The sequence below is a fragment of the Gilliamella sp. CG25 genome, from assembly GCF_046635705.1.
GTDB lineage: Bacteria > Pseudomonadota > Gammaproteobacteria > Enterobacterales > Orbaceae > Gilliamella > Gilliamella apicola_I.
Window position 1 is genome coordinate 45378 of record NZ_JBIDFJ010000009.1, and the last position, 26745, is coordinate 72122.

Sequence of the window (26745 nt, forward strand, 5' to 3'; positions counted from 1 at the left end):
GATAATGAATACGAATTGATTCGATTTAGAAGATAAACATGTTGTTATAATCCATTATATGAGTTGACTATCCTATTGTTTAATCTGTTTATTGCTTGTATGGTCATCATGAAAACTAAAGTAAAACACGATAGCTAAAATGAGTGCATAAGACGCAAAAATTAACCATATTACTTGCCAATCTTTTACATTATTATGGGTACACATATCGACAACTAAACCACTGATAATTGAACCTAAATAAGCCCCGACACCGTTTACCATAGTCATAAATAAACCTTGTGCGCTGGCTCGTATACTTGCATTAACCTCTTTTTCAAGAAAAATTGAACCGGAAATATTAAAGAAATCAAATGCACAACCATAAACAATCATGGATAACATGAGTAAAACAAAACCAAATGGTGTTGGGTCACCAAATGCAAATAGTCCGAATCTTAAAGTCCAAGCGATTAAGCTTATCATTATGACCTTTTTTATCCCCAATTTTTTGAGAAAAAATGGGATAGTTAAGATAAAGGCAACCTCTGCCATTTGTGAAACTGAAGATAAAATAGCCGGGTACTGTGTAATTAGACTATTTTCAAATTGCGGAATCTTATTAAAATCACGCAAAAAGGTGGTACCAAAAGTATTGGTTATTTGCAAAATAGCGCCTACTAATACCGAAAATAAAAAAAACACCGCCATTGTCGGTTTTTTAAAAAGTACAAATGCGTCTAATCCTAATCGAGAATACCATGACTGTTTTATTTTTTTATGAATCGTTATTTTAGGTAGTGTCGAACTGTAAATGACAAGTATGATTGATGCGATACTGGCTACATAGAGTTGTGCATGACTCTGTTCTAATTTAAGTAGGCTTATTATCCACATTGCAATAATAAAGCCTACGGTACCAAAAACCCTTATTTTAGGAAAAGCTTTTAATGAATCAATATTATTGTTGTCTAAACAGTGATAACTGATTGAATTCGATAAAGCGATAGTGGGCATAAATGCTAAAGCATTCGCTAACATTACCCAAAATAATGGATTAGGTTGAGTGATTGATGCTGCATAAAAAAGTGCAATGGCACAGATTGTATGACATAGCATGAAAAGGTATTTAGGTTGTAAAAATTTATCTGCAATAATGCCGATAATGCATGGCATGATTAATGCGGCAAGTCCCTTTGAACTAAACACTAATCCTATTTCAGTCCCTGAAAAATGGAGAGTATGACTCATATAAGAGCCAAAGGTAACCAGCCAGCTTCCCCAAATAAAGTATTGGAAAAACAACATTATTTTCAATCTATTGCTTATGTTCATTACAGATACCTACAAAGTAAACCCTTAATACAACATCAACACAATAAAACAGTAATTAAAAGCGTGCTATCGTTTTAGTAATTAATTGTAAAAACGTTGATTTTACACGTTCTGCTGTTTCAATCACTTCTTCATGCCCTAATGGTTGATCCAAAATACCACAAGCCATATTCGTTAAACAGGATATGCCTATCGTTTTAATTCCCGAATGATGAGCAATAATGGCTTCAGGCACAGTGGACATACCGACTGCATCTGCACCTAATACCCGAATCATTCTAATTTCTGCTGGTGTTTCATAAGTTGGCCCTGTCCACCAAGCATAAACGCCTTGGCGTAAGGTAATATTAAGTTCTTTGGCAACGTCTAAAACGGTTGCACGTAATTGTTTATTATAAAGTTCACTGACATCTAAAAAACGTACACCTAGTTCATCGTTGTTCGGGCCAATTAAAGGATTATTTGCCGTCAAATTAATATGATCAGTGATCAGCATTAAATCACCAGGATTAAAACTGGTATTCACTGCACCACAAGCATTGGTAATAATCAGTTTTTCAACGCCCAGCATTTTCATGACTCGCACCGGAAAGGTCACTTGATCTAACGAAAATCCTTCGTAGTAATGAAAACGTCCTTTCATGGCAACTACTGTTTTATCGCCGCATTGACCAATAACTAACTCATTAGAATGTCCCACAGCAGCTGATTTTGCAAAATGAGGGATTGTGTCATAAGGAATATGGATTGCATCTTCAAGCGTATCGGCAAAAGGGCCTAATCCTGAACCTAATATAATACCAATAGTTGGTTTTTTATTGGTTTTTTGTTGAATATAGCTGACCGCTTGTTGAATATCAGATGTTTGATGCATGGATGTATCCTTAAATTGTCTGTAGATGTTTGTAAGAATAAATTTTGATGAAGCTAATTCATCTTTTCAAGATTAATGTATTATTAATAAATTCATTTTGAGAATATGTGATGGCGTTGTTATTTTTGGCACATTCTTAAAATCGCCGTAGTATGTCATATCTAAAAAAATAATTAATCATCTTTTTTTTAAAACGCGAAAAAGATCACATAAAAATTTATCGTTAAACTCGCATTGTTCACCTTTTAACGTATTCGGTGACTAGCTGAATAAATCACACCTTTATCATTTTTGAAAAAACCGATTAAGGTAAGATTACTTTTCTTGGCCATATCGACTGCCATCGAGGTTGCAGCGGATACTGCCATCAATATTTCAATTCCACAATGAATGGTTTTTTGTACCATTTCATAACTGGCTCGACTTGAAACAACAATAATACCTTGAGGAAAATTCGGATTTTTTTTAAGTTGTGTCGCTCGAAAGCCTAACAATTTATCCAATGCGACATGTCGACCTATATCTTCGAAACCAGCAATAAAATTACCTGCTAAATCAAGTAATATTGCAGCATGCGTACAACCCGTTTGTTCACCAACAGTTTGAACACGTTTTAATGCTGACAATGCTTGATTAAAATAGGATAACTCAATGAAATGAGTGGATGACAAGGTAGGCAAGATGTTACAGACTTGTTCAATCTGTTCCGTGCCACAAATACCGCAACCTGTTCGACCTGTTAAGTTCCGGCGCTTTTGTTTAAGCTCAAAAAATCGCCGTGATGATAGCTCAATGTGCACTTCAAAACCATTTGTCACTTTGATAATGTCAATGCTGTAGATGTCATCTAGGGATTGAATAATTCCTTCTGTTAATGAAAAGCCGATAGCAAAATAGTCAAGGTCTTTAGGGGTTGCCATCATGACAACATGTGAAATACCGTTATATACCAATGCAACAGGGGTTTCTATAGCTAAAACATCATGTTCTGAATGGATAGGTTGATTACTGTTAAATTTTTCAACGGTAATATGTTCTAAACCGATTGTCATAGACTTTCTCTGGCTATCTGTCTTTTATAAAACGTTATGGCTAAGTGATTAGCTATTATACGCTATCTGGATTTGTTGAAAATAGGGTATTAGCATACTTAAAAATAGTTGTAAGATAATTCATAATGCACTGATAACTTAACGCTAATACTTACTTATTATGATAAAATAGGTCACCATAATCAATTGAAAATTTGTGATGCAATTATGTCATTAAATGAAATTACACACACCATAATGCAATTTATTGAAAATCATCAAATCTGGGCTTTGCCCATTATATTTTTATTAGCATTTGGTGAATCGCTTGCCATTATTTCTTTAGTGGTTCCAGCAACGGCTATATTATTAGGTGTAGGTGCATTTATTGGAACAGGTACACTCTCTTTTTTACCGGTATTGATTGCTGCTTCGCTAGGAGCCATTTTGGGTGATTTAATTTCATATTGGTTAGGTAAACATTATCATCATCAAGTTATCCATTCTTGGCCACTTAAAAAGTATCCTAAATTGGTTTTTCGAGCAGAGCAATTTTTTCAACGTTATGGTGCGTTAGGGGTTTTTATCGGGCGTTTTTTTGGTCCGTTAAGAGCCGTAGTGCCGTTAGTTGCTGGCGCAATGCATATGCCAACAACTAAGTTTAATTTAGCTAACATCACCTCAGCACCGATATGGGCATTTGTTCTGTTAGCGCCAGGCGCCTTTGGCGTGCCTTGGTTAGAGACACTTTTTGGTTAAATGGTTCCTACAGTATAACTACGACGCCCACTTTTGCGACCCAGTGCCTCTAAATTGGTTTGTAATGGTGGGAAAGGGAGTGTCAGACCGTTTTCACGGTAGGCTTCTAGGATTAATTTATGGATTGCACTTCGTAACACCATGCGATGTCCCATTTCAGCAGCAAAAACACGCAGTTCAAATAATTGAATACCTTCTTGAATATCCACTAAAAAAACTTGCGGTTCAGGGTCTTTAAGCACATATTCACATTTATCCGAGGCTTTTTGAAGTAATTCAATAACCAGATCACTATTGGCATCAATTGTAGCCGGTATAGTGAGTACAATTCGTGTAATAGAATCTGACAATGACCAGTTAACGAGTTGTTCGGTGATAAATGCTTTATTCGGCATCACAATCTCTTTTCGATCCCAATCAACAATAGTGATGGCTCGAGTGTTAATTTTGGTGATATTACCAGTCAGATCCCTGATTGTTACGGTATCGCCTATTCGGACTGGTTTTTCGAAAAGAATGATTAATCCCGAAATGAAATTTGCAAATATTTCTTGTAAACCAAAACCTAAACCAACACCAAGTGCCGCTATAAGCCATTGTATTTTCGACCAATCTATCCCAATAAATGAAAAGGCCATCATGGAGCCAATCATTAAAATGATATATTTTGATAAGGTTGATATTGCATAACTGGTGCCCGGTGCTAAATCTAAGTGTTGCAATATTCCCAATTCCAGTAAGGCAGGTAGATTTTTAACTAATTGGACGGTAATTGTCATCACCAAAATAGCAATACATACCGCGCCTAAAGTAATATATTGTTCAACTTCGGTACCATTGATGATCGTGGTAGTTCCCCAAAGTTTGATATTATTCATAAATGCGAATGCTGAATGTAATTCAGACCAAAGTAAAATCATACTAATTAAAGCAATTAACATGATGATAGAACGCACAAGTTGTAAAGATTGTGCACTAATCACATCTAAATCGATAACAGGCTCATCAACGTTGTCAGCCAGATCTTCTTCGGGTGTTTTAGCGCGTTGCAGACGTTCAAGACGGCGTTGTTTAGTTCGTTCAAATTCGATACGCCGTTTTTGTATCCACATCCAGCGACGAATCATAAAATAGATAACGAGAAGTCCACACCAAATCACGACCGATGCTTCAAGACGACCTAATAAAACTTGTGCCGTTGATAGATAACCCAAACAAGCAGCAATAATGGCAAGCCATGGCGCACTAAGAAGTATTAGCCAAACGATACGGCTTAATAAATTTTCGCCCGATCCTTTTTTATCAATATAAAGTGGAACGCCTGCTCGGTGGATAGAGTTAGTCATAAACACTAACGCAAAGCAAAGAATGATAAACGCAATACGCCCAATGGTTGCGGCAAATTGACGATTACTGAACTGATCAAAGCTCATGACAACCATTACCAATGGTATGACAAGCCATACCGATAATTGATAATATTTCATGGCTGCACGGACTTTTTTAGATGACCAACCAAAATGACTAATAAACAAGCCGTTTTGTGATGCCAGATGTGCCGTGATGATAAATACCCATAAAATTGGAGCAGCAGCATTAACACCGTATCCTAACGCAACGGCAACAGGATAATCCCAGTTGAGTTGTAATGCATAGCCAAAGACTGCCCATAAAATAGGAACCGGTAAAGCCATAATTAAAGAATATATGACAACTTCTAAAGTTAATGAAAAGTTATCTTGCGTTACTTTACCCACACGGGAGGCAGATTTATTCAAAAATGCGTAATATTTTTTACGCATTTTAAAATGCACAACGACAAATAATATCGATAAAATCAGTAAAAAAAGCGTTTTCGGGGTCGTCAGTATTTGGATTCCCGCTTTATATAATTGTGAAAGCGAGTCGATCGAAAAAATAACATAATTGACGTCTTTAGCTAATTGTAACGGAAAACTCAATGATACGGGATTTACATCAGCAACCCAGAAGAAATATCGATGAGCAGCATCATTCACTTCGTCAATAGCATTAATTAATTGCTTATTGGCAATTTTTAATTTGGTTAATTCTAAAATCGTGGTATCTGTACCTGCGATTAACGTCTTAAGTAACTCGCTTTGTTCACGTAATAGACGGCGATATTGCGAGCCTTGTTTTCCAGCGTTAATTTGATTAGATAAATTTGGATAATTATCCAAATTTTTAAGAACATTACTGTAATTAAGTTGTTGAACTTTTGCTTTGGCTATTTCTGCGTCGAGCGCTAAAGATTTTGGTTTTTCAGGTAAACGTAATAATTGTTGACGTAATGTTTCACCTAATGCTGTTGAAAAGCTTAGCCACTCCCCTTGTTCATCGAGAGTAGCTAGGGTATTTTGAACATGAGAGATTTGCGTTGATATATTTGTCTGTTCGTTAATTATACTGGTTAAATGAATCTTTTGGCTTTCCATATTTTGGCGAAGATCTTCATTAGTTTCGTTGAGTTTATCAACGATTTCAGTAAGTTGTTGAACATCATCAATAGTCGTTATTTTTTCTTCAGCGAATAGGGTTGAAGAAAAAACCATTAATAACAAATACAATAATCCACGCATCCACATATTGTTAAATCCTTTCAGCTAATTTTTGACCTACACGTGTTACATCCCCAACTTTAAGATCGTTTGAAAATTCAATCGCATTTGAAGCAAATAATGTAATAACGGTTGAACCTAATTTGAAACATCCCATGTCTTGACCTTTGCTGAGTTTAATTTCATCAGAATATGTCCAACGTTTCATAATTCCTTCACGTGGTGGTGTGATTATTCCAGCCCAATCTACTTCAATACTTCCGACGATCGTAGCCCCGACTAATATTTGTGCCATTGGCCCCAATTCTGTTTCAAAAAGGCATATAACACGTTCATTACGCGCAAAAATATTCGGAATGCTTTCTGTTGTGGCTTTACTGACTGAAAAAAGTGAACCAGGCACATAGATCATCTCGCGTAATGTACCGTCACATGGCATATGGAAACGGTGGTAATTTTTGGGCGATAGATAGGTGGTGGCATAAGATCCATTTTGGAAGTACTTAATCATATCTGGATGACAAGCAACCAAAGATTCGAGTGAATAAAAATGTCCTTTTGCTTGTAATAATTGGCTATCTTGAATTGTACCAAATTGGCTTAACACGCCGTCGGCGGGCATGATAATTGAATTTTCAGCCGTATCAATTTCGCGAGCATCTTCTTTTAATTCCCGCGCAAAAAAATCATTAAATGTTTTATAGTCTGTGGCATTAGTGAACTTTGCTTCACTTAAGTCGACTCGATATAACTTACAAAAGCCTTTAATCATCCATGTTGTGACTTTTCCCAACTGTTTTTTGGCTAACCATCCAAAGATAATTGTTAAAAACTGTTTTGGAAGAAGATACTGAATAATTGCTTTAAGCTGATTTAACATAAGTCACTCTCAAATTATTGTAAAAATAGGTCATTATAACAATAATTATTATGAAAGTATAAAACGAACTAAAACCAAAACTGAAGCCTTATTGTTTATTCGCTTTATTATGAGTAATAAAATGATCGTTTTTGCATGGATTAAGAAAACATATTTGAACTTAACCAGACGTTTTATTTAAAGCCTCAAGCAGGATGAGCTATTACGCCTTTAAATAAAAATTTGCTAATGAATGTTGATGGATGCTGGGGTAAATTCGCTGTCAATTTAAAACAGTTATTGATGAAATAGTTAAAAGTTAAAAGGTTAAAATATTCATGTTAATTTAGTTGATGCTTTTAAAAAATGCCTTTTTTTGCGTTCATCATTTAGTTAAAAAAATGACTGTAATTTTTATTATAAACTCAATTGCAACCTCATTTTGACATGCGTCAATATAAACAACTTATCTTTTCTAAAATGATTTTTGGGAATTATTGTGATTATCTAAATTAAATAATTGTTAATGAATTAACATAATCTATACATAAATAAATAATTATTTACAATCATTAGAGTTTGATATTAAATTCTATTTATAAAAAAAGTAAATATTTTTTTATAGCATATAAAATTTGGATATTAAGTTGTCATTACTGATTCATTTTTCTCAATATCAATAAAATTTTTTTATTTGAGTTAAAAATATCATGTAAATAAAAATAGGTAATGTAGTATTCAGTGCAAAGTAAAAAATAAATATCAATCAGTTGGTTATAGTTTTAAGAGGTAAGTTGAAAAAAAACATAAAGAATTTAAGTGTTATGACCGATATATAAATAAGCTTAAGGCAAGATGGAAATTTTGTGTTTTACACAAAATTAATTGATGGGATTAAATGAGAGTTGTTTTAAATATGGATCAAAAATATAGATTAAAGTGGAATGTTGCACTACAACGTTGGATTATGACTTCGGAAGTATTACGACATGGAAAATCAAAATTTAAAAAAATATTAGTATTAACAGCATTAATGGGCGCTCCCTATATTTCTTATGCTGATTGTTATGCCGGTAACAAAGCGTATGCTAACCAAGGCTCAACATGTGAATTTTCAAACGGTGATTACTACGGAACTAATTTATCACGCATTGAAGGTGAAAATACAACAGCAATATTTACCGCTGATAAGGTAAAAATGATAAGCCCTTCTTATTCAAGTAATCACACGCTAGCGATAGGTGGCGGTAATGGCGGACCTCAAGTAGAAGGCGGGACAACAATATTTAATGGTGATTTGGAAATTATTACCGGTAATAAAGTTTCTCGTGGTATTTATATGTACAATAAGGGTACCCTTTTAATTAAAGGTGATTTAACGATAACTAAAAAAACCCCTACTGGTGCACCACTGGAAGTTGTAAAAGATAACAATGTGGTAACGGTCAATGGTGTTGCAACGTTTAACACTGATGGAGCAGATGCGATACGTAATGGTGGAAACATTACCTTTAATAATGATTTAATCATTAATAACAGTCAAGTCAGTGGTATTGGAATCAGCCTAGGCAACAAAGATGGAAATGAAAAATATTCTGGTAATCTAACATTAAATAAAAATACGACAATTACTACTGCAGGAAAGGGTATCCATTTATGGTACGGAACCTTAACGAATAATGGAATTATCACCTTAAATTCAAATAATGATGTATCAATAGTCCATGCAGCTGTCATGGGTGATGATACGACAACATTTAACAATAATGGAACACTTAGAGCTGATCCCGCTTCGACATCAATTGAACATATGTTTATTCATGAAGGAACAGGAACGTTTATTGTGAATAATAGCAATAATGGGGATCTTTCTTTTGAAAAAGGTTCATTATTTAAAAATATCACACCAGGTACAATTAATATTAATAATGCAGGTAAACTTAGCGGAACAATGGATGCTAATGTAGGTATTATAAATCTTGATAATAGTGGTCAATGGTATATTAATGGCGACTCAAATTTAAATAATGTCATAAATTCAGGTCTCATTTCATTTGCTCATAAATCACCAACTGAATTTCATATTATGGATGTGAAGGGTGATTATGTTGGAAAAAAAGGTATCGTGAAAATGCGTACTGTATGGGGAGCTGCTGATAATGAAAGCGATAAAAATATTCAATCTGATACAATAAAAATTGCCGGTTCAGCTAAAGGGCATACCGTTGTTGTTCCTGTTTCTAATGATGGTAAAGAGAATATTATTGATGGTGATATAAAATCAATCACTAAAGCGATAAATACAACGCCTGTCATTTATGTTGCCGAAAGTAATAACGAAAAAGCCTTTAGTGGCACAGCAAAAACGAATGGCGTTGTTGAGTTTCAGTTAGCCAAACGCACAACAGAGAGTGGCGATGAATACTTTTGGACTATGGCAGCTAATTCGAAATCAGGCAAAGATGCTCAAAATGCTAAATTTGATAAGTTAATTTACGCAAATCCAGTGTCAGGTTATACATTGATGCCTCGTGTCAATTTAGAACAAGGGTATTCTAGTATAGCCAGCTTCAGAGAACGTCGAGGTGACATAACTTGTTATGATTGTAGTGAAATTAATGGAAATCATTCTTGGGGACGTTTTTTTGGGAAACATCATAAACAAGATGGTAAACAACGTTTAAATCTTGATACAAATATTTATGGTTTACAAATTGGTCATGATTTTTTTGTTAAACAGACAGATAGTCAAGATGTTATGATGTTAGGTGCTTATTTTGCCTATAGTAATGCCAATACTGATTTTTCAGATAAATATCATGCAAAAGATGGCGTTATCACACATGATAAAGAAACAGGTAATGGTAAATCAGAAAGCTTTAGTTTTGGCTTAACGAACACTTACTATACCCAAGGTGGGAGTTACTTAGATTTAGTAGGTCAATTATCTTATTTAACTAACAAATATCATGCTAAAAATAGCCATAATCCAGATAGTCAACATGGTTGGGCTGCTGCTGTTTCTGCTGAAGTTGGGCATGCTATTTCAGTGTTTGATAAAAATTGGTCAATAGAACCACAAGCACAATTGATTTACCAACATATCAATTTAAGTCACTTTAAAGATGGTATTCGTCATGTTGATCAAAATGGACAAGACGGTTTACGTAGTCGTTTAGGCTTAAAGTTATCCTATCATGATGATAACCAATTTAGTCAACGCAAATCTTTTTATGTTATTGGAAATTTATGGCATGATTTCGTGAATCCAGAAAAAACCAATATCGGTCGTAATCATATCAACGAAAAGTTTGCACGAACTTGGGGAGAAATGGGTATCGGTATGCAGTTACCTATAGTGACCAACATGAATCTGTATAGTGATGTTCGATATGAACATAACTTTGGTAGTACTCATCGTCAAGGTCTATCAGGGAATGTTGGAATGATGATCCGTTGGTAGTATGGAATATTAACGATTAATAATTAATAATAAAAAGGATCGTACATCATTGGTTTTATAATGTTGTACGATCCAGTAAAGTAAAATTTAAAACGATTTAACACCGCTAAATTTGTCTTCTATCCTTCATATCCTAAACAACAGTATAAATAGATTACTCTTACCGATTGCATAGCCTATAACTTAGGTTAAATTGACAATTTTTAATATTACATCGTTTTGTCTGTCATTATTGGTCATCGTTAACCAATTTTGATGACGTCAATAAGCCATTTTTTAAGGCTAATCTTAGTTCAATTAATTCTAGAAAATTAAGCGTTGAATATTCTGCCACATAAATTCAACATTACTTTCATGTGGCAGAATAGATTGATGATAATTACCAGTTTATTTTTAAACCGATGTTACCACGAAAACTTTGATGTTTACTGCCACCAAAATTGTGTTCGTAGCGGACATCACCATATAGTTCACTTTGGGTAGTAATTGGAATATTTAAACCTAAACCAATTTCTCCCCAAGTTTTATTGAACTTCTCGCTAAGTTTATCACGTCCAATTTTTACATCATCAGGGCTAAAGAAATCATGCAAGATATTTACAATACCATATACTGACGTTTTTTGGTCTTCTGTATCTGTTGCATTATACGCAAACATGACACCAACACGACCACGTAATGTATCAGGATTATTCTGATCGACATGGCGAATATGATCATTAAAACTGTCAAGTTTCAAATACTGATATGTCAGTTGTGCTTGAGGTTCAATAGACCAATTCGTTCCACTTAATGGAATTGAATGACCTGCTTCAGCCGATAGCGCTACACCCCAACCATCTTGAGTGGATGGATTTTTACCTGTGCGAGCATTATATTTGTTGCGTAGATAAGATAATTGACCGACTAAGTCAACATAAGTGCCAGTACCGGTATAGTAGGTATTAGTGATACCCAAGCTGAAGTTATCTGATTCGCCTTTCCCTGTTTTTTTGTTACTGATAAGGATACCGTCTTTAGTACGATATTTATCAGAAAAATCAGTTTTAGCTCTGTTGTAAGACAGATAACCACCAAATAAATTCAGACCATTATTTTCTAACGATGTGATGGCGAAGTCGTGCCCAATTTGGAAACCATAGATATTGGTTTCAAAATTGAGGCGATGTTCACCATCTTGTTTTTGATGTTTACCAAAAATTCGAGCCCAAGTATTTTGACTATCGTCAGTAGCACAGTCCAAGCAATAGATTTCTCCACGACGTTCCCTTAAATTAGCTAACGTTGTGTATCCTTGCTCAAAGTTGACACTCGGCATAAGTGCATAAGCCGCAATTGGATCGGCATAAATAGTTTTATTGGTTTCGACAAGTGATTTGGTTCTTGCTTTCATTGTCCAATAGTATTCATCTCGATTATCGACGGTACGTTTAGCTAACTGAACTTCTGTCAATCCGGTCGTTTGAGCTTTACCCGTAAAGGCAACTTCTGATCCGCTATTAGCAACATTGACAACTAAAACACTATTCAAACTTTTTTCAATTTGCTTTATATTACCATCAATAATGCGTTCTGTACCATCAGCAGATAATGGAACGATGGTCGTTGTGCCTTTAGCTGTTCCACTTATATTTAAAACATCTGACTTGATGCTACTATTATTTGGGTCGTCTGAAGCATTCCATATAGTATGCATTTTCACTGTACCTTGATCACCCACATAATCACCGGCAATATCAATTGAATAGAATTCGCTTGCACTACGGTTAAGCGATGTTGGGTGTTTAAAGTGAATAGTTCCGGCATTTTTGACATTGGTGAGAGTAGAATGTTCAGTGATTTCCCAAAGGCCAGAGTTATTTAAATTAATGCTACCATTTCCAGTTTCAATCTTGCCATACAAATTACCAGCATTATTAACGACGATAGTTCCTGTAGATGTGTTGGTAAAAAGATTACCATTGTTAGCATTCAATACACCCGTTTTCGCATTGTTAATTTCTAACGTACCTGTTTTATCATGACTAACAATAGATTGAATATTATTAATTTTACTGGTATCTAATGTTCCAGCATTATTAAATACCGCTTTTTTGCCAGATTCGACAGTACTATGTATCGCTGCCGTATCCGTCACGGATTCAATAGTCAATTTACCTAAATTAGATAGTGAACCACCGTCAAGAATAATGGCTTTATAACCTTGCGGAGATTTAATATTTGTATTTTTTAATATTAAATTTCCACCTGTTTGATAAATAGCGCTTGATTCTGTCGTGGTTATGTCTAACTGTGAATCATCTGCGGCAATGATGTTTCCTCCGCTAAGATGAATACCGTTGCCTAATTGGGTATTGATAGTGGTTTGTTGATTCAAATTAACTGTACCATTTTCAACATGAATACCGTGAGTAGCATGTTTAGCATTAAGCGTGGTATTTTTGGCTAAGTTGACAGTACCGTTTGTAACTTTAATTAAATTACCATTATTCGCATTTGAACTGATATTTAATTGGTCGGCTTTATCACTATTGATTGTGCCACCATTAATGTTGAGACCATCACCCATTTCGGTAAAAATAGTCGTTTCTCGGTTAAGGTTTAATTTACTATTACCACCCATAGTTATACCATTACCGGCGCCTTTTGCAGTAAGGGATGTTTTGCTCGCTAAATTAATTTCTCCCAGATCTTGCAGTTTTATGACATCACCGTTACCGGTATCCGTATTATTGGAATTGACGCTATTGGTGGTTGCGTTAAGTTCGGAACCAAAAGACGCTTTCCCTTGTCCTGAGACATATAATGAAGTGCCTGATGCATAATGTTGATTCCCTGCACCATATGATTCAATTGTGGTTATACCATCAATATTCATTTCACCACCATAAATATCGATGGCGTTATGGCTAGCACCGCTTAATTTATTTGATTCTACACCCAGATTACCTTTCACATGAATCGAACCAGAAGTTTGAACAATTCCTTTTCCTTCTTTCATATTAATATTTAGATCATTATGAAATGTAGTGTCACCTGCGCTGTTTTTTAAACCAACATAATTTGCTTCAATATTGACGTTTTTCTCAAAATTTAAGATTCCCCCTAATTGGGTATCATTTAATTCCGAACCATTACGAATACCGTCACCATTCGATTTTATATTGGTTTCTCCTTTTACCGTGATGCGTGCTGAGTTTGCCTTCGTCAAAGACACATCGATCGGGGCACCCGTTTCAAATTCGGTTTGTGACTGATCATTTTTATCGGGCCAGAAATCGGTGTGATTGATGTTTAAATTACCATTAACCACTAATTCACTATTGTCCCCTAATAAAATACTACTTGGTCGGTATTGTTTTTTTGTAGCATCTGGTGGTAAAGTTTGAGCGTTAAGATTAATCGTTAAATCGCCGTCAACGGTCACCGTTCCGCCTAAATTTGGACGATTATTTACTGGGTCTTGCTTAGGATAAGGTTCTGTCGTCCCAACGACCAAAGCATGATTTTGGTTTTTGCTGGTAATGGTCACTTTACCGTTAGTTGGATTAAAAGTCAGTTTACCGCCGTTATCAACAGTAATGACTTTATTATCTTGCCCTTTAGTTTCAATGCCCGTATAGCTGTCATCAGTAAGTTCACAGTTACTACCATTGACATTTATTTGGTTTTGAACATTGATTGAGCAAGGACCAGCTAATGCATTAGCGGAAAGCGAAGCCAATGCTGTTACTGCTAACAATTTTGAACTTTTCGTTTTCCCTTTTTTTGCCAGCTCTGAAACAACAACCCATTGTCGTTTAGAGGTGTGCCAGACTATTTTGTAAACTTTATTCATATTTTCATCCTTTTAAGGTATTTCTTAGTCAACTTTGTTAGAAATCAAGCCAACAAAGTTTTTTTTATAATTAGATCTTATTACTTGTCTTTAACGGGTTGCGTAAAAATTATCCTAACAATATTTACATTTAAATAATAATTTGATGTGAATTATGTATCTAAATTGAATTTATTGTCAGGAACTCATCAAAGGCGATTAATTCTATTCTTATTCGATTAATAAGTATATATAAAAATCATCTTTTTATGATCATAATTTGATCAGTGAAATTAGTGGTTAAAATCAAAAATTAAATTTTTGTTAAAATGTGTAAGTGTGCATTTCGACCCGTGATTAGGGATTAATATTATTTCGATAGGCATCGGGTTAACATTAAAAAATAATGCTAATCCCGATGAAATAAAATTAAGTGAAGTGTCTTCAACTAGTAAAAAAGAAATATTTAAAGTTCTTTTAGGATTTATTAACAGGCAATATTCATCTCATGTCACTGACTGACCCCATTCTATTTTTACGTTGTCAAATAAAAAATAATAAATTATTAACAATAAAAACAGGGATTAATATGCCAATTGACCATTTCATATACCCAAAAAAACTAGGCATCTCGATTTGATTTTGGGTCGCAATACTTTTAACCATAAAGTTAGGTGCATTACCAATATAGCTTAAAGCCCCCATAAAAACAGACCCCATAGATACGGCTAACAAGGTCTTTTCAAGCGAAGTCATTAATATTGTTGCATCACCCGATGCTAAATTAAAAAAGACAAGGTAAGTTGGTGCATTGTCTAAAAAGCCTGATAGGAGCCCGGAAAGCCAAAAATACATACTATTAATGGGGTGCGCTTGTTGATTATTGACTAACGAAACTAGTGGCGATAACGCTCCGTCACTGCCTGCTTTTAAAATGGCCAGAACTGGTACGATTGTAATAAATATACCAATGAATAGTTTAGCTACTTCAATAATAGGTTCCCAATTAAACTCATTAGCTGCGCGAATGTTTTTCGGAGTTAAGCAAATAGAAATTAGGGTGATAATGATAAAAACGCCATCTCGGACAAGGTTAGGTAAACTTAGATGCGTCCCGAATAGCGTTATCTCTATAGCGGAATGCCACATTCCTGATAATAAAACCATTGCAATAATCAGGATTAACAGCAACATATTATTTAATCCATAAAACTTTATGGAACTGTTATTTTTGGGCATTGTGGCTAAATGTAGCTTTCCGTATTGTAATTGAAAATAGTGGCGATCAATGAAATAAAAAATCGTAAGTAATAATGTTGAAGTTAACAATACTGGTAATAACATATGGCTCATTGTCCAGAAAAAATCGACACCTTTTAAAAAACCGATAAATAGTGGCGGATCACCAAGTGGTGTCAATCCTCCTCCTATATTAGCCACTAAAAAAATGAAGAAGATAATAATGTGAACGGCTTGTTTTCGATTGCGATTGGCTCTGATAAGGGGGCGTATCATTAGCATGGCAGCTCCAGTTGTTCCCATGATTGAAGCTAATAAAGTGCCCACTGCTAATAAGCATACATTTAATTTTGGGGTACTGACTATTTCACTTTTAATTAAAATACCACCTGATACGGTAAACAGCGCCAGCAATAACAGAATAAAAGGAAGATATTCAGCGAATATTGCATGAGTAGTTAGCTCAAGAGTTGATTGCCACCCAAAAAAATAACATGCTGATCCCATCAAGAGCAACGTCCAAAAAATGGTGATCTTGCCATAATGATGATGCCAAATTCGGGGGATCAATAATGGTAACAATGCTATCGACAACAAAATACCAACAAATGGGATACCCCAACAGAGTGATAGATGTTGACCACTAAAATCATCAGCATACAAGTCGAAAGGGATGAAGGTTAATATAATCAGTGGTGCGAGTGATATTTTAATTAATTGTTTCATTAGATCTATTTTATTATTTATTTATCACCTATTATAACAAATATTTTAAAGGTAATAATGATTGCTGATTGTTGTATCCGTTATTGTGCTGAAAAGTTTGAATATTTGCTATGTTAATAGTTGCAATTTGCTAGTAACCTATGTGAATGATGCCTAATTCATCATGTTTGTATTTTTCTCAATGCAAAACGCCATTATAATAAATAATAGTACATATTTCTGGAATAAACATGCCAAACCGATCACCAACTATCAACACATCGCCTTTACATATTCGCAATAAACATCGCCATGGATATGACTTTGCACAATTAATTAAAGCTGTGCCAGAATTTTCAGCTTTTGTTAAACGGAATCAATACGGAAATTTATCGATTGATTTTGCTGATCCTAACGCTGTCAGAATGTTAAATAAAGCACTACTATTGACCTATTACCAACTTTCTTATTGGGATATTCCTAACGATTATTTGTGTCCACCAATACCCGGACGAGCCGATTATATGCATTATTTGGCTGACTTACTGGCAGAAGATAATCAACATATCATACTCATGGGTAAAAAAGTTCAGGTGTTGGATATCGGTATGGGAGCCAATATGATCTATCCTATCATTGGTCGAGCTGAGTATGGTTGGTCATTTGTGGGCAGTGATATCAATCCAACAGCCATCAAAGTTGCATCATTAATCACAAAGGCTAATTTGTTACTCAAGGGATCTGTTCAATGTCGATTGCAAAAAAATTGTTTGGCGATTTTTGATGGGATTATTCAGCCTAAAGAGTTTTATATGCTTACCCTTTGTAATCCTCCTTTTCATGCGTCAGCGCAAGCTGCCTTGGTCAGTACCCAGAAGAAACTTAAAAATCTAGGAAAATTGGGTGATTCAAAACAAAAAACAGTACTGAATTTTGGTGGGCAACATATGGAATTATGGTGTCAAGGTGGCGAAAGTACATTTATCAGTAATATGATAAAAGAGAGTGCCAATTATAAAACACAGTGTTTATGGTTTACGACATTGGTTTCAAAAAAAGAATCATTACCGGTAATTAGAAAACACTTAAAAGCCGTTAAAGCTATTGAGACAAAAATTGTGCCTATGGCACAAGGACAAAAAATTAGCCGTTTTGTCGCATGGACTTACTTTAATAAAGCGGAACGTCAACAGCTTCTAGCAAATTATTAATGTTTAGTAAAATATCTCAAACAGACAGGTATTTAAGTACTACAAAGGCGAGTGATTAATCCCCCAATGTGTCCTGCAAATAGTATTCAATAATTTTTGTGTTGTTAGTTGACCTTTTCTTGTTTTATCTAATCAGATGTTTAATCAACATGCTATTTTTAACATAAATAAAAAAATGATATGTAATCAATGTTTAATATTAAAAATGGGTATTCATTAATTATATAATTCTTTGTTATAACTAAAAATTATTATTTTTCTTATAAAAAATTAACGATAATTAAAATGCTTTGCAATGAACAGTAATGGTTATAATATAATCAATACTGAAGCGATATCCATTTAGGTATAAGGAAGATAATATGAGTAAGAATACGACGGCAGAACTGATTGAAAAGTTAGAAACTATTGTGGGCAAAAAGCACACATTAACTGATCCTTCCCGTACTTTACTTTATCGTAAAGGTATTCGTTTTGGGGAAGGCGATGCTATTGCAGTGGTTTTACCCGGTACGTTAGTTGAACAGTGGCTAGTTTTAAAAGCGTGTGTTGAAGCCGATGTCATTGTGATTACTCAATCGGCAAATACAGGATTAACCGGTGGTTCTACACCTGACGGTAATGATTATGATAGGCCTGTGGTAATTGTCAGTACTCGTCGACTTGAAGGTATTCAAGTGATTGAAAATGGTGAGCAAGTGGTTTGTTTGCCAGGCAGTACACTATTTAAACTTGAAAAAGAGTTAAAAAAATATAATCGTGGGCCGCATTCGGTAATAGGTTCATCTTGTATTGGCGCATCCGTTATGGGTGGGGTGTGTAATAATTCTGGTGGTGCTTTAATCCAGCATGGGCCTGCCTATACACAAATGGCCGTATTTGCTCAATTAGATGATCAAGGACAATTGCATCTAGTTAACCATTTAGGGATTGAATTAGGTGATGATCCAGAGACGATCTTACAAAATCTTCAAAATCATACTTATACTGAAAAAGACATAAATCATGATGCAGGTTTAGGACACGATCATCATTATTGCGATCATGTTCGTGAGATTGATGCCGATACGCCAGCGCGTTTTAATGCCGATCCAACTAGACATTACGAAGCTTCGGGTAGTGCAGGTCGGTTAATGGTATTTGCTGTACGATTAGATACGTTTCCACTCGAAAAAAATAGTGCAGTATTTTATATCGGTACTAATAATACTGATGATCTTGATGAAATCCGACGTCATATTTTAGCTCACTTTAAAAATTTGCCGGTATCGGGCGAATATATTCATCGTGATGCATTTGATATCGCTGCTGTATATGGTAAACATATCTATTTAGCCATACAAAAATTAGGGACAAATGTGATTCCTCGCTTATATGCATTTAAAAATTTTGTTGATCGTGTCAGTACAAAAATTCCATTCTTCCCCAATAATTTTTCAGATCGATTTGCGGTGTCTGTGAGTAAATTACTTCCTAACCACTTACCTAAATCTATTCGTGATTATCGTGATCGTTTTGAACATCATCTTATTTTAAAAATGGCCGATGATGGCATAGCGGAAGCTCAGGCATTTTTGCAAACATTTTTTCAAAACAAACAAAGCGACTATTTTCATTGTAATGAGAAAGAAGCTGAAGCGGCGATGTTGCATCGTTTTGCGACAGCTGGTGCTGCAACTGTTTATCGTAGTGTCCATTCGGATACGGTTGAAGATTTGGTGGCACTGGATATTGCTTTACGACGTAATGATAAAGATTGGTTTGAAACATTACCGGAAAATATAAGTCAGCATTTTATTCATAAATTATATTATGGGCATTTCTTCTGTTCTGTTTTTCACCAAGATTATATTGCCAAAAAAGGAACAGATTGCCACAAAGTGAAAGAAGCGATGTTAGCCATTTTAGATCAGCGTGGGGCACAATATCCTGCTGAACATAATGTTGGTCATTTATATCAAGCTAACGCTGATTTGAAAAAATTCTATCAGCAATTAGATCCGACTAACAGCCTCAATCCAGGTATTGGTAAGACATCGAAAAAGAAATATTGGCAGTAATTTGACCTTAAACGAAAACCGCCAGTATCGATAAACTGGCGGTGTTATGTTGATATGACTAAATAATCATATTGTTCAATAAATCGATTAATATATTGTCTTGAAAATCATTTGTATATCAAAGTAATTTTTTTAATTGATATAACATTTCTAATGCCTGTTTCGGTGTTAATGCATCAGGATCTATACGTTTTAAAGCCTCTTCAACTTCAGACGGTTCTGATTCAGTTTCAAACGAAAGTTGCGAGCTATCAACATGGCTGTTCGCTGTCTGTTTTGAAATCATTTCAAGCTCTTTTAATTTCTGTTTAGCCCTTTTTAAAACCGTTTTAGGCACACCCGCTAAACCCGCAACGGCGATACCGAAACTTTTGCTTGCTGCACCTTCAGAAACTTCATGAATAAATGCAACGGTATTATCATGTTCAATAGCATCAAAATGGATGTTATAGACACCTTGCATATGTTCAGGTAGTTGAGTTAATTCAAAGTAATGAGTAGCAAATAGGGTCATCGCCTTAATGTGATTAGCTAGATTTTCTGCACATGCCCAAGCCAATGAAAGCCCATCATAGGTTGAAGTGCCTCGACCAATTTCATCCATCAGTACCAAACTTTGTTCAGTTGCGTTATGCATAATATTGGCTGTTTCGGTCATTTCAACCATAAAAGTAGAACGCCCAGATGCTAAATCATCTGATGCACCTATCCGCGTAAAGATGCGATCAACAGGTCCAATAATTGCTTTAGATGCAGGAACAAAGCTACCAATATAAGTCAGTAAAACAATCAATGCAGCTTGACGCATATAGGTGCTTTTCCCGCCCATATTTGGACCCGTAATAATAAGCATTCTTCGGTTTGGTGATAGCAAAAGCGAGTTCGCAATAAATGGTGTTTTTAATACTTGCTCTATAACGACATGTCGACCATCTTTAATTTCAATTCCGGCACTATTAGATAATGTCGGGCACTGATAATTAAGTGTTAAAGCACGTTCAGCAAGGTTAGTTAGTACATCAAGTTCAGCTATTGCATCGGCACTCATTTGCATATTCGCTAAATCAGGCAATAGTAACTCAAAAAGTTGATCGTAAAGTTGTTTTTCTAAAGCTAATGCACGACCTTTAGAGGTTAACACTTTATCTTCATATTCTTTTAATTCTGGAATAATATAACGTTCAACATTCTTCAATGTTTGCCGTCTGGTATAGTGAATCGGCGCTAAATGGCTTTGCCCTCGACTGATTTGAATATAGTAACCATGTACCGCATTAAATCCGACTTTTAAGGTATCGATACCTAGCGTTTCACGCTCGCGAATCTCAAGTTGTTCCAGATAATTCGTTGCACCGTCAGCAAGATTACGAAGTTCATCTAATTCGGCATTATAGCCAGTTGCAATCACCCCTCCATCACGAATAATAACGGGTGGGGCTTCAACAATAGCTTGATTTAAAAGATCGGCTATATGATCAAACTGATTGATTTTAGATCGTAAAGCAATTAAATAAGGTGATGAGTGATGACTTAACAATTGTTGTAATTCTGGCAATACATTATAAGCATCACGTAAACGAGCAAAATCACGTGGGCGTGCGGTTCTTAACGCTAATCTGGCTAAAATTCGTTCCAGATCACCAATTTGCTTTAAGATCGGTTGAATATCAACAAGATCTTGTTGTAATTCGCTAATGGCTTCTTGTCTATTTTGCAAAATAACCACATTACGGATAGGCGAATGCAACCAACGTTTTAACATTCGGCTTCCCATAGCGGTTTGCGTTTTGTCTAATATATCGGCAACCGTATTTTCAGTGCCACCACATAAATTTTCGGTGATTTCTAAGTTTCGGCGAGTAGCCGCATCTAAAACAACAAAATCATAGGCTGACTCTTTAATGATAGAGCGAATATGGGGCAGGGCTGTGCGCTGAGTATCTTTCACATATTGCAATAAACAACCAGCGGCAGACAATGCATAACAACAATCCTCAACCCCAAATCCGACTAAATCATTCGTTCCAAATTGTAACTTAAGCTGTTGTTTCGCTGTTTCAAGATCGAAGTCCCACAATGGGCGCCGTCTTAAGCCATTACGATTGTCAATTAATGACATCGATTCGAAATCTTCAGGATAAAGAAGTTCAACCGGATTTGTCCGCTGTAGTTCTGCTTGCATTGCTTCAATGTTATCGCATTCGAATACAAAAAAACGACCAGAACTGATATCAAGAGTTGCATAACCAAAATGATTTTTGTGCTGCCAAATGGAGGCCAGCAAATTATCTTTTCGATCTTCTAAAAGTAATTCATCACTTACTGTGCCAGGAGTGACTATACGAACAACCTTACGCTCAACAGGTCCTTTACTGGTAGCAGGATCGCCAATCTGCTCACAAATTGCGACCGACTCACCCAACGCAATGAGTTTTGCTAAATAACTTTCAACTGCATGATAAGGCACGCCTGCCATTGGAATAGGTTCACCATTTGAAGAGCCTCTTTTAGTTAACGAGATATCAAGAAGTTGCGAAGCCCGTTTGGCATCATCATAAAACATCTCATAAAAATCACCCATACGATAAAACAGTAAAATATCCGGATTTTCTGCTTTCAATTTTAGGTATTGTCGCATCATTGGTGTGTGGTCGGTGAAGTTGTCGTATTCGGTCATATTATCAATTCTTTTTTATCTAAAACTCAGGCGATTACTATTTCTAATCTTACTCACTTTATCGCAAAATCTTTGATTTTGCTCTTAAGTAACTCGGTAACTGTCTTAAAAACCCTAAAAATCGGTGAAACTTATTATATTAGGCATCATTTAATATTAAATGATTGTATCACTTTATAGGCTGTATTGAAAATGAGGGGATTTGATGTGAATAAGAAAAAAAGTTAGTAACATAATCATGAAAATAATAGCAATTATTGCAGATTGTATAATAATCTGTTTAAGATAACATAATAATTATACTATTTTTTTTAGAAAATTAGAAAATTAGAAAATTAGAAAATTAGAAAATTAGAAAATTAGAAAATTAGAAAATTAGAAAATACCAAAGTATTGTAAAAATAATTGATATAAAAATATTCCAATGATGACCTTTAATTAATACTACCAAAGTATAAGATTTAGAGATTATTTATTTTAATATAGTAAATATTGAATTCATTATTCATTATCTAACCAATCTAAAGGAATAAGTTTAATATTATTACGCCATTCCTCAACAAGATGTCCATTATTAACTTCTTCTAGCATTGTTAAAGGAGCATGATCAAGTACAATAATCTGCAAATTATGGTTTGTTTTATCAATCGCATCACTAAACACCTTAAATATTTTTTGAACTTGTACTATATCTTCATCATTCTTTAGTAAATCTAACTCTTGATCGTTATTGATCTGAATATCTTCACTTCTATGGTGATGCAATTTACTAGGGAAATACACTTGACTTGGTTGATCATAAATCATGTAATTTGGTACAGGACAGTGAGTTAATGTTGAAAAATGTTGATGTAATGCCAAAGTTATTGCTATGTGATAAGAAACCCAATTTGCTCCACTACCGATTTCCCATAAATAGTCTCTTCTTCCATTATTATTGACTGTCACGGTTAACTCTTTTGCAGATAAAGAAACTGGTGCATTAGGATTTTCTGTATCTAGATGAGGCAACCAAGCTGTTGCTAGTTTATTTACTTTTTGTAATTGCAATTCTGTTTTTTTCTGGAAGTTACTAGGTATAACTTTTTTTCTAAGCTGAGAAAGTTCAAGATTAAGTTTATTGTATTCTTTAGTTAATTCAGATTTTTCATCGATATCACTCATAATTTTTAATGCCGATTTAACTTGACCAACAAATACGCCAATAGCAAACGAATCATAACATGATTTTTTTTTCTTACTGCTAAGTATATTTATTTGTTCTTTCACATCATTTAACTCTGATATGAAACGGTTAAGTTCATTTTCTAGGAAAAGTTTTTCCCTGCTGAAAACCCCTTGTATTTTTTCAGGAACTTCTAATTCAGACTCTAAGCTATCAAATGCCCGTGCTAAAGGTTCCAGGACTAATGTTTTTATTTTATTAGGTTCAATAAATAGAGATGTTTCTATTTCTTTCTGTTGGATAAGCCATTTACTAAAATATAAACGATTTCTTTTAATAAAGGTAATTTCGGTATGATTGTTAGTAACTTCATGTATTGCGGATAAGTTTATTAATCTGCTCTTTATTTTACCGATTTGTTCAGAAATTTCTTTTGATTTTCTTATCAATAAAATTTCTTGTTCATTAGCAAATTTTATGTTCGCTGTACCTATAGAGTTGTCCATTTCTTTTTTCGAAACAATATTCAGTAAATTTAAAATTTGTTCTAGAGTAAGTTCTTTTATATCTTTTTTAACTACTAGAAGACCAAGTTCGATGGCTTTAATTACATAAGCTTGAGCAGTTGCTATCCAATGTTCGTTTTCTTTTTTTAATTTCAGGTATTTTTTTTCTACTTTATTAAATCGCTCTTCTAACGATCTTAATTCATGAATTTTCTCAAGATCTTCATTACTTAAAGCACCTAACACATAGGGTAAGATTGTTATCAATTTCGACTTATGTTCAAGTGAATCAGTCTTATAAAATAGAGCATTTGGGTTTGCTAATATATTTTGAGGTTGATAATTAAAAGCAGCTAGATCTCTTAAGCTCGTTTTAAATTTATCTAACCGCCCAGTTTTATAAAAATCAAAATTAATATTCGAAACACCAATTATTTCATTTAATCTAATTTTGATATCATCGATATTAATTGTATGAGTTGAAATGAATTGAGGAATTTCTATTTCCGAAGATTCAATAAAAAAAGCATTAGATGTTGAATTTTGATTATTAGGATCTTTACGGGCAATTAATAATCTAGATTGAGATGTTTTTATTTGTACCCCATACCAAGAAGTAGTATCGCGTATGGTATTAACGGGAATAGAACATTTGGAAGATCCTAAACAATAATCAATAATAGGGATAATTGATGATTTTCCTGTTTTAGAAGAACCAGTTATCAAATTTACTTTGTTTAATTCGAAACTAATAATTCGAGGTTTTTTTTGTTTATCCTTTGACCAAAGAATAACCTTTTCAATTTGGAAAAACATAATTAATAAACCACCTTAATAATTCTGGTTAAATCACTTTCCGTTATATCAGATAACCACTTTCCTAACTTTTCTGAACAATTAATAAGATCTTTTGTAGTAATGTCCAAGTTTTTAATGGAAACTGGTTTAAGCTTAATATTAGGTGTAATCATACCTGTAATATCATCTAAATAAAGTAATCCAGCATCAACTGATATCAGAAGAGAATCTAAAGTTCTTTCTTTTTGAGAATCGACTCTAAAATGTATTGAGAAAGGAATATCTGTTTTACTCTCTTTGGCAGAATAAAATTTTGAAATATAACTTTGCAAATTATTTCTTGTCTTTACTAATACACTTCTTGTATCTTCATAAAATATAAAAGCAAACAAACAAAATAGTTTGCATGGGTGAATTGGTTTTTTATTTTGTTCAAACGAGGATTTTGCAAAAATCCATAATAAATAACCACCTAGAGCAGGATTGTTAATTTCCCATGCTTCTTTTTCTAAACCATTAGGTATTATCATCTATAATACCTAATTTTTGTTTGTATTCAGGGTGCCAACCAATACTTAGATCATCTGCTAAAGTTTGAAGAGTTCCATGAGAAAAAAAAGACTCAATTGTTTTATTTTCTAATTTAATGTTATCAAAGGTCTCCAAACATTTATAATAAATAAGCGCACCTAAAGACTCATTAGTTACATTATGTCCATGTGCTATTATTATCTGTTTTTGATGAATTTGCCATTTATGTTTTAGTAAAATTTGATAATCCTGATAGCTTGATTCTTGAATAAATCCATTAATCGTCCATTTTGAAATGGCATCTTTAGTTTCAAGTTTGGCTATTGCTGCTTCTTCAATTTCAGTATCATTAGATTCAATTAATTTTAGCTGTTTTATATATATTGGCTCTAAAGTAAGATCATTCTTTACATCTATACTATTATTAGTTCGACTACAAACAAATTTGAGAATATCTCGCCTTCTATATTTACTTTCGATATCTCCCAATCGCATACCAAATGCTTTTGCTGAAATAATTGTAGGAATTCTGAGTTCTGCTGCACGGGTTAAATTATTTCCAACCCATCCAACTATTTCATCTAAAATATCTTCAATATTTTCCTCAAGAGCCCCTAATCTTTTTTGAAAGTATGTATTTTTAAGATCTTGTATCACAGAACCAGAACCATGAATATAATCAAAATTTTTAATCAAAATAAATTTTCTTTCATCCATGGTTATAAAGTTATCGATATAGGCTTTAATATTATTCGATCGAATTCTGACTAAGGTTAAAATAGATTCAAATGCTTTTCTAGCCTGTTTTTCTGTTTTTGCATTTACTAATAACTTTAATAATTTACTCGAATGTGATTTATTTGTATAGAGTAAAAAAGTAGTGATATAAGGATCTATTTTATTGTCACGTATTAGGTCTAACCAATTAGAAAGTGTTTTCCAAAAATCTTTACTTTTATTTGATACAATATTACGAGTTGTAGTAGTTACCTTGTTTTGTTCAAGAACGGTAGAAGACTCTAATTGCTCTTCGAGGTCGTCAAGCATTTCAAATCCTATATTAATTGTATTATCAGCTTCAAGTAAACGCTGTACGAGGCGATATTCCTGATATTTGTATCCTAGCCATGACTCAACCGCACTTGACATTAAATCTC

At 34.2% G+C, this 26745-nt stretch carries 15 protein-coding genes; 4 read left to right on the forward strand and 11 right to left on the reverse strand.

Annotated elements, in window-relative coordinates:
• Positions 1-72: 72 nt before the first annotated feature.
• The 3 genes from ACGH6P_RS08185 to fdhD form a co-directional block, all read right to left on the reverse strand.
• Complete coding sequence (locus tag ACGH6P_RS08185; protein WP_411597225.1) at positions 73-1314, reverse strand: nucleoside permease; 1242 nt, start codon at positions 1312-1314, stop codon at positions 73-75.
• 55 nt (positions 1315-1369) lie between these two features.
• Positions 1370-2188: a purine-nucleoside phosphorylase gene (locus ACGH6P_RS08190; RefSeq protein WP_411597226.1), complete on the reverse strand. Its 819-nt coding sequence runs from the start codon at positions 2186-2188 to the stop codon at positions 1370-1372.
• Positions 2189-2433: 245 nt separating this feature from the next.
• On the reverse strand, positions 2434-3240 hold the full coding sequence (gene fdhD, locus ACGH6P_RS08195; RefSeq protein WP_411597227.1) for a formate dehydrogenase accessory sulfurtransferase FdhD: 807 nt from the start codon (positions 3238-3240) through the stop codon (positions 2434-2436).
• Positions 3241-3447: 207 nt separating this feature from the next.
• Between fdhD and ACGH6P_RS08200 the strand changes: the two genes are divergently transcribed.
• Positions 3448-3978, forward strand: coding sequence for a DedA family protein (locus ACGH6P_RS08200; RefSeq protein WP_411597228.1), 531 nt, complete (start codon positions 3448-3450; stop codon positions 3976-3978).
• Here the strand turns inward: ACGH6P_RS08200 and mscM are convergent.
• Complete coding sequence (gene mscM, locus ACGH6P_RS08205) at positions 3975-6578, reverse strand: miniconductance mechanosensitive channel MscM (protein WP_411597229.1); 2604 nt, start codon at positions 6576-6578, stop codon at positions 3975-3977. The two genes, ACGH6P_RS08200 and mscM, sit on opposite strands and share 4 nt — an antisense overlap.
• Positions 6579-6588: 10 nt before the next feature.
• Positions 6589-7437 (reverse strand): archaetidylserine decarboxylase, encoded by an 849-nt coding sequence (gene asd, locus ACGH6P_RS08210; protein ID WP_411597230.1) that lies wholly within the window; start codon positions 7435-7437, stop codon positions 6589-6591.
• A gap of 895 nt (positions 7438-8332) precedes the next feature.
• Here asd and ACGH6P_RS08215 point away from each other — a divergent pair.
• Entirely contained in the window at positions 8333-10879 is a 2547-nt protein-coding gene (locus tag ACGH6P_RS08215; protein ID WP_411597231.1) for an autotransporter outer membrane beta-barrel domain-containing protein, read from the forward strand.
• 379 nt (positions 10880-11258) lie between these two features.
• Here ACGH6P_RS08215 and ACGH6P_RS08220 read toward each other — a convergent pair whose 3' ends face one another.
• Positions 11259-14717 (reverse strand): autotransporter outer membrane beta-barrel domain-containing protein, encoded by a 3459-nt coding sequence (locus ACGH6P_RS08220; RefSeq protein WP_411597233.1) that lies wholly within the window; start codon positions 14715-14717, stop codon positions 11259-11261.
• 522 nt (positions 14718-15239) lie between these two features.
• Positions 15240-16661, reverse strand: coding sequence for a sodium:proton antiporter (locus ACGH6P_RS08225; RefSeq protein WP_411597234.1), 1422 nt, complete (start codon positions 16659-16661; stop codon positions 15240-15242).
• A gap of 230 nt (positions 16662-16891) precedes the next feature.
• On the opposite strand from ACGH6P_RS08225, the gene rlmF reads away from it, so the two are divergent.
• Both rlmF and dld read left to right on the forward strand, forming a co-directional pair.
• On the forward strand, positions 16892-17851 hold the full coding sequence (gene rlmF, locus ACGH6P_RS08230; protein WP_411597235.1) for a 23S rRNA (adenine(1618)-N(6))-methyltransferase RlmF: 960 nt from the start codon (positions 16892-16894) through the stop codon (positions 17849-17851).
• 362 nt (positions 17852-18213) lie between these two features.
• Positions 18214-19911, forward strand: a complete 1698-nt coding sequence (gene dld, locus ACGH6P_RS08235; RefSeq protein WP_267351367.1) for a D-lactate dehydrogenase — start codon at positions 18214-18216, stop codon at positions 19909-19911.
• 118 nt (positions 19912-20029) lie between these two features.
• Here the strand turns inward: dld and mutS are convergent, their stop codons facing one another.
• From mutS to ACGH6P_RS08255, 4 genes are all read right to left on the reverse strand, one after another.
• Positions 20030-22588, reverse strand: coding sequence for a DNA mismatch repair protein MutS (mutS, locus tag ACGH6P_RS08240; RefSeq protein ID WP_411597236.1), 2559 nt, complete (start codon positions 22586-22588; stop codon positions 20030-20032).
• A gap of 501 nt (positions 22589-23089) precedes the next feature.
• A complete protein-coding gene (locus ACGH6P_RS08245; RefSeq protein WP_267378200.1) occupies positions 23090-25075 on the reverse strand; it encodes a DUF3732 domain-containing protein in 1986 nt (661 codons plus the stop codon).
• Between the two features lie 2 nt (positions 25076-25077).
• Entirely contained in the window at positions 25078-25587 is a 510-nt protein-coding gene (locus ACGH6P_RS08250) for a three component ABC system middle component (RefSeq protein WP_267378203.1), read from the reverse strand.
• Positions 25574-26737 (reverse strand): ABC-three component system protein, encoded by a 1164-nt coding sequence (locus tag ACGH6P_RS08255; RefSeq protein ID WP_411597237.1) that lies wholly within the window; start codon positions 26735-26737, stop codon positions 25574-25576. The genes ACGH6P_RS08250 and ACGH6P_RS08255 overlap by 14 nt, the downstream gene beginning before the upstream one ends.
• Positions 26738-26745: the final 8 nt, after the last annotated feature.